At 57.8% G+C, this 5,816-nt stretch carries 5 protein-coding genes; all 5 read right to left on the bottom strand.

Annotation, left to right across the window (positions count from 1 at the left end; all coding sequences use genetic code 11):
- Positions 1-1,353: TniQ family protein (locus VMU57_RS16940; RefSeq protein ID WP_325385539.1), on the bottom strand; the 1,353-nt coding region annotated here is incomplete at its 3' end.
- A complete protein-coding gene (locus VMU57_RS16935) occupies positions 1,343-2,485 on the bottom strand; it encodes an ATP-binding protein (RefSeq protein WP_325385537.1) in 1,143 nt (380 codons plus the stop codon). The genes VMU57_RS16940 and VMU57_RS16935, both read right to left, overlap by 11 nt.
- 3 nt (positions 2,486-2,488) lie before the next feature.
- Positions 2,489-3,748 (bottom strand): transposase family protein, encoded by a 1,260-nt coding sequence (locus VMU57_RS16930; protein ID WP_325385535.1) that lies wholly within the window; start codon positions 3,746-3,748, stop codon positions 2,489-2,491.
- Positions 3,697-5,120, bottom strand: a protein-coding gene (locus VMU57_RS23150; protein WP_414648671.1) for an IS3 family transposase whose coding sequence is annotated in 2 segments (ribosomal slippage) — positions 3,697-4,748 and positions 4,748-5,120 — 1,425 coding nt in all. Because the reading frame shifts where the segments join, the coding sequence is not laid out codon by codon here. Before VMU57_RS23150 ends, VMU57_RS16930 begins: the two co-directional genes overlap by 52 nt.
- A 189-nt stretch (positions 5,121-5,309) precedes the next feature.
- The coding region (locus VMU57_RS16915) for an ABC transporter permease (protein ID WP_325385531.1) at positions 5,310-5,816 on the bottom strand (507 nt) is incomplete at its 5' end.

The raw sequence follows: 5,816 nt of genomic DNA, 5'->3' as shown, positions 1-5,816 counted from the left end.
TTTGATATCGAGTAGCAGCTCGCAGGCCATGCGGTAGTTGAGACTTTTCGGGATAGACATACGTTTGAGGACGCGATACACGAGCAGGTCTATTCCTTCCTTATGAAGTCGATTTGCAATCTCGCGAAATTCGTGGATTTTATTTTGTAGGAGATTCTCGATAGTTGCAGATTGGTGTTGCTGGTATCGCTCGCAGAGCGCGGCGCAAAGGTCGGGGAAATGGTGACGGAGGGTTTCATAGTGATATCCGGTGCGTTTTCGAAATGCTGTCAGAGACAGCGGCGGCGACTCCTGGAGTGCTTCGTTCATTTGCTGTTTGGCCTTTTGCACGTCGAAGGTGGGACGTTTGCGAATCCGGATGCCCCGCCAGTATGGTATGCGAAACACATCGAGCGACTGAATCGAACTCGGTTTGGCATTTCCGGTCAGGAGGTTCGCGAGCGTCACATTCAATGTGCGCGCGATCCTCAGGTAAACCGGAAGCATCGGCAACTTCTTCCCCTTTCGCCAATCGGTGACAGACGAGGTACTGACTGCCAGCATGCGACAGACACTGGAGAGACCTTCGGCGTCGGTCATGGCCCAGATCAGATCGGACAACTGTTGGCGGCAGAGCAGAGTGGGCGAGTCAAACGAGGCGCGGATCAAGTCTTTGACTTGCCATGCCGCCCATATTTCCCAGTCTTGCGATTCAGAAGGGAGCAGAGAGTAGCGATCGCCTTGATGTTGGTTTTCTTCGATGCCGAGCCATTTCTTGCAGCGGCTGCAATATCCCACGGGGCAACACTGACCGAGGAACGGCTGCGGTTTTCCGCAGTTGGCGCAGGTCGATTGAAGTGGATAGCCATGATCCGGGCAGTACTTCACGACTTCCAGGGCCCAGAGCAACGGCATGTATACGATGTTGCCGCTATTGCTCCAGTTGTTGAGACATCGAGGACACCAGGCAGCCACACCGCGAGTCAGCAATTGCGTCGGCAACACAGGTTTCCAGGGAAGCATTGTGAGGTACGAGAGGTCCGTTCGCCCGGTCAGTCTTCCAACCACCGATGCGAAGCGAGCAGCGGAGTTGCCGACGCTGTTGATTGGGGAAGTGAAGCATCGTGTTTTGGCGGTAACGGCGCAGGAAAACATATTGCGGCGTCCAGCGTTGAGGGGAAGCAGTTCGCGGTGGTTCAATGCTCCGGCAGAGATAGAATGCGCTTCCGCGAGGCGGGAGAAGTAGCTGGTCAGACTCTCTACCGATCCTGTACCGAGACCGGCAGGACGGAGATGGTAGAGATGACTTCGCGGGGGCATCTCCACTTCACACAAGTCCCATGCTTCGTATTGCACCATCTCGTTAGCTGGCATGTAAGACTCCATGACTGACGCCAACAGCATCTCGAAAGGGTCGACGTTGACCCACGCGGCTGTTTCTGGCTCGATTATCGAGGGCGGCAAATGTAGTCGGCTCCAGGCACAGCAACTGTCGGAGTTTTCCTCGGTCTTCCTCGCTCTCCGTAAGATCAGTTTCTCCCTCCAGCGCGTCCTTGGCCATGCGTTGACACTGGCATACGGACCAGGCTGTTTGCTCGAGAATCTTGCGTGTGATGGCAGGGCTGTCTTCGGCAAGCGCGATCGCCAGTGCGCGTATGAGCCAGTCCTTGAGCACTCCGACGCAGCCGATGGAGCGCTCATAGCAATAGTCGAAGTGCTTGAGAAGGTCGGATTCCCCGGGCAATGGCAAGTGGCGTTGGAAAGTGAAAAGTACGCTTTGGAAGGCAACGTAGTCTTCCGGCCGATCAGCGCGGTAGCGAGGAAAGTGAATGTCAATGCTGCGCCGGCTCAACTGCGCACTCAAATTGCGGAAAGGGAGAAGCTCATATGTCCCGAACATTATGTGAATTGTCTTGGTGAGGTTGGCAAGGGATTTGATCGAGTCAAGTTGGTCTTGAAGCTTACGACCGCTCTTCATTTTTGTGAGGTGTTGTGCCTCGTCGATAAAGAACGCCACGGGACGGCGGTAAAGGAGCGCGCTTTCGAGGGCGTAACGCAGTTCGAGGCCCACTGCGCGCGGGTCCAGAGTGAATCTTCCAGCGCCGTCCCGATAAACGCCGCGTACGCGATAACTGATCTTCTGATCGATCAGCGGTTCTTCCATCGCCACGAGGGCACGTCGGTAGTAGTCCTTCCAACTGAACTGTGCGGCATCGGCGGCGGCTTCGACACTGACGACGGGAATGCGTCCTGGGTCTTCCTGCAGCGTGGAAAGGAGAGACTGCTTGAGATACTTCTCAACCCGCAAGCGCAGCGTCGTCTTCCCGACACCGGTCGGGCCATAAACGAAGATCAACGACAATCCGGCTGGGTCCTGGATGGCTTGCCTAAGTGCCATGTCGGCTTCTTTCAAGCGCGGATGAGCCATGGTGAACGAATGGAAATAGGCTATCCGGGCATGGGAAGGTTGCTGCAGCAAGGCTTGGGGAAAGGCTCCGTCAGGCATGTTTCAATACTCCTCGAACACCTCGGGTTGGAGCGACGTGAACGGTTCGCGCTGCACCTTCTGCACATGCGCAAAACTAAATTCATCGGGAGTTGGACGAATACTATCCGCCAGTTTGACCTGGCCACGGTGCCCAACCTGGCGTACCTGCCTGGACTCGGCGTCCCGGAGGCGCTGCAACAGGAGTGCTTCTTCGGCCTCGATGGAGGCGATGAAGTCAGCCAGCTTTCGAGCCGTCAGTTGAGTGCTAGGGGAATGATCTCGAAGTTGCTTGCGGAGTTCTTCGGTGGCCAGCATCAGCTCGCGTTCCGAACGGCCGCGAAAGACTGCATAGTGCTCAGAACAGCATGTGACCCAGCGCTTTCCAACAAAGGCATAGGCAATGCCCGCATCGTAAGGGTCGTAACGGACTGGAACGCTGGTCTGCTCGACAGCAGGGTCACGGAAGACAGTCGACCAATAGTGGAGGTGATGGATCTTGACGCCTCTGCCAGGCGAGACGAATGCCGTCCCTTTTGTTGTCGTCGGCAAGGTCATCATGCGGAACTCATCGTCATATGTGATCGAGCGGTGGGCGCGAATCCCCGCACGCACCAGGCCATCGGCGAAACAGTCGCGGGGAGTCTTGCCAAGGGCGGGATGAACAGTCGTGTCGTAAAGCTCATAGGCCCATTCGCAAAGGCGATCGTAGAGCCGGCCGAGTGTCCACACGGCATGATTCTTGGGGTTCACCGAGGACGTGACCACGCGGATTTCCTTGGTGATTTGGGTATTTCCCAACAGGTTATAGATCAGTTGCGTGTTGGTGGTTCCAAAAACGCGCTCACATACAGAGCCGAAGCGGGCCTTCGCGGGAGGCCGGGTCTTTTTTGTGCAGTCATAGCGTGCAAGCAGGGTCTCGAAGTAAGTGCTCTCGAACTCCTTACCGCCATCCGCGACGACGATCTGTGGAAGCCGGCCATGACGGTGTACACACTCGCGGAGGGCAATCATGCAGGCGCGGTAGCTGGGCGGATCAAAGGACAGCGTGACTGCAAGCAGACGGCGCGAGAAAGCGTCGGTCAGGAGAGTGAGCCAGGGGCGGCCAAGATTTCGGTCTGTGCTCGAGCAGAGGAGTTCGACATCGAGTTCGGTATGGTCGATGTGGCATATGTGGAAAGGGCGATCGCCGCGGAACGTGTCAACGAGTATGAGACAGGTGGCTACATAGTTTAGTGTCGAATTCCTACAGTCGCCGATGCAATGATCGGGGGGTTGATCCATGCCGCGGTGGGTTGTGGCAGGGGTTTGGGGCAGGCCCGGACAAAGCGTTCCGGGTTGCGGGCGTAGGCGCTGTTCAAGACCTGCTGGCGCTTCTGGATGACTTCCTCGGCCATGCCATAATGCAGCATTTCCGGGGTCAGCAGGGCGATGCCGCTGTGATGGTGCTGGCGGTTGTACCAGGCGAAAAACTGTTGGCAGAAGGCGCGTGCGTCCTCGATGGAGCCGAAGCGCTGGGGAAATTCAGGCCGGTATTTTAGGGTCTTGAACTGGCTCTCGGAGTAGGGATTGTCGTCGGAGACGTGAGGTCGGCTGTGGGTCTTGGTCACGCCCAGGTCGGCCAGCAACAGGGCGACTGGCTTGGAGGTCATCGAGGTCCCGCGGTCGGCATGAAGGGTCAGACGGTCGGCCACGATGCCCTGTTTCTCGCAGGTATCGGCGATCAGCCGTTTGGCCAACTCCGCAGTCTCGCGCGGGGCCACCATCCAGCCGACCACGTAGCGGCTAAAAATGTCCAGGATGACGTAGAGATGAAAGTAGGTCCACTTGGCGGGGCCGAGCAGCTTGGTGATGTCCCAGCTCCAGACCTGATTGGGGGCCGTGGCCAGCAGTTCCGGCTTCTTATACTGCGGGTGACGGAGCTGGTTGCGGCGCTCTTTCGTCTCCGCATTTTCCGCCAGGATGCGATGCATGCTGCGCACCGAGCAGAGGTAAGTGCCTTCGTCGAGCAGGGTGGCATAGACCTCCGCCGGGGCCTTGTCCGCGAAGCGCTCGGCGTGCAGATGGTCGAGCACGGCCTGGCGTTCCTGAGCATCGAGAGCACGCGCTGGCGTGGGACGAATCCGAGGCGGCACGACAGGTTGCAGGCTGCGATACAGCGAGGCGCGGGGCACGCCGAGGGCGCGGCAGGCAGCCGCCTTGCCGACGCTTTCGCCCAACTGGAGAGTGGCGTTCATCAGTTCTCCTCGTCGATCTGGATGTTCGGAATCGGGTTGCCCAACAGAGCAGCCACTTTTTTTTGAACCTCGATGATCAACTCGGCGTTCTTCAGCTTCTTGGTCAGGCGGGCGTTGGCGACGAGCAGCTTGCGGTTCTCCACGACCAGCGGGCTGACGACCACTTTGGCACCGCGCTTTTTAGGGGCCAGCGCCTCCAGTTCGCCCCGCTGACGCTGCTGCCGCCAAGTGGACAAGTGCGAGGAGTACAGAGCTTCGCGGCGCAACAAGGCGCCGATGTCGCCGCCATTCTGGCAGGCATCGGCCTGCCGCAGGATGGAACGTTTGTACTCCGCCGTGAAGCGCCGCCGCTGCGGCCTGGCGATGACTTCGGAATCGGGAAGCGGCGGGCGCTCGCCGCTCGCCGGGGTGCGCTCCATGGTGGCACCTGCTGAGTTGGCAGCTTCTCCGCTACGCTGCGAAGCTGCCAACTCAGCAGAATGAAGAGCAATCTTTCCAGTTTTGCTGGGGTTCATCAAAGTGAGATTTCTTTCTCCGCCCTACTGTAATTATCCAGGGCCTACCTGTCTCACTGATATTGGCACGGAGGGCCGCCGCTGCTTCGATTGCTACCGGGTGGAGCGAACCAGTTCCCGGGCGGGACTTTCACCCACTGTGGTCCAGCGCCTTTTCACGGCGCACTGAGAAAAGCGGGCTAAGTATTGGGGCGAATGCCAGTTGGCTGCGGTGGCATTAACATCGGGAAACAACAACTGCGGGTCATATTCGTTATTCGGGAATTGAAAACCAGATGGAAGGACGCCGACGACAGTATATTCCTGGTCATCAAGCGTAATCGCTCTGCCTAATATCTTCGTGTCCGACCCAAATCTCTGTTGCCAGAGCACGTGGCTAATTAACACGACACGATTTCCGCCGGGCTGCTCCTCCTGCGCAACAAAGGTTCTACCGAGGAACGGTCTAACCCCGAGCACAGAGAAAAAGTCGGCGGAAACATTAATGCCCTCAACCGGCTCAGGTTCACCGTTGGAGGTCAGATCCACGGATCTGTCGCCTCCATAAGCTGCAAGGGCCTGAAAAACACTATTGTGCGCTTGCCAGTTCGTGAAATCAGG

It is taken from the genome of Edaphobacter sp. (assembly GCF_035532915.1).
Taxonomy (GTDB): Bacteria; Acidobacteriota; Terriglobia; order Terriglobales; family Acidobacteriaceae; genus Edaphobacter.
The sequence above is the reverse complement of the archived record's forward strand: the minus strand, read 5'-3'. Positions and strand labels throughout refer to the sequence as shown.

Bases quoted from the DNA above. Each gene is read 5' to 3' on its own strand.
- VMU57_RS16935 (WP_325385537.1), bottom strand. From the start codon at position 2,485: ATGCCTGACGGAGCCTTTCCCCAAGCCTTGCTGCAGCAACCTTCCCAT.
- VMU57_RS16930 (WP_325385535.1), bottom strand. From the start codon at position 3,748: ATGGATCAACCCCCCGATCATTGCATCGGCGACTGTAGGAATTCGACA.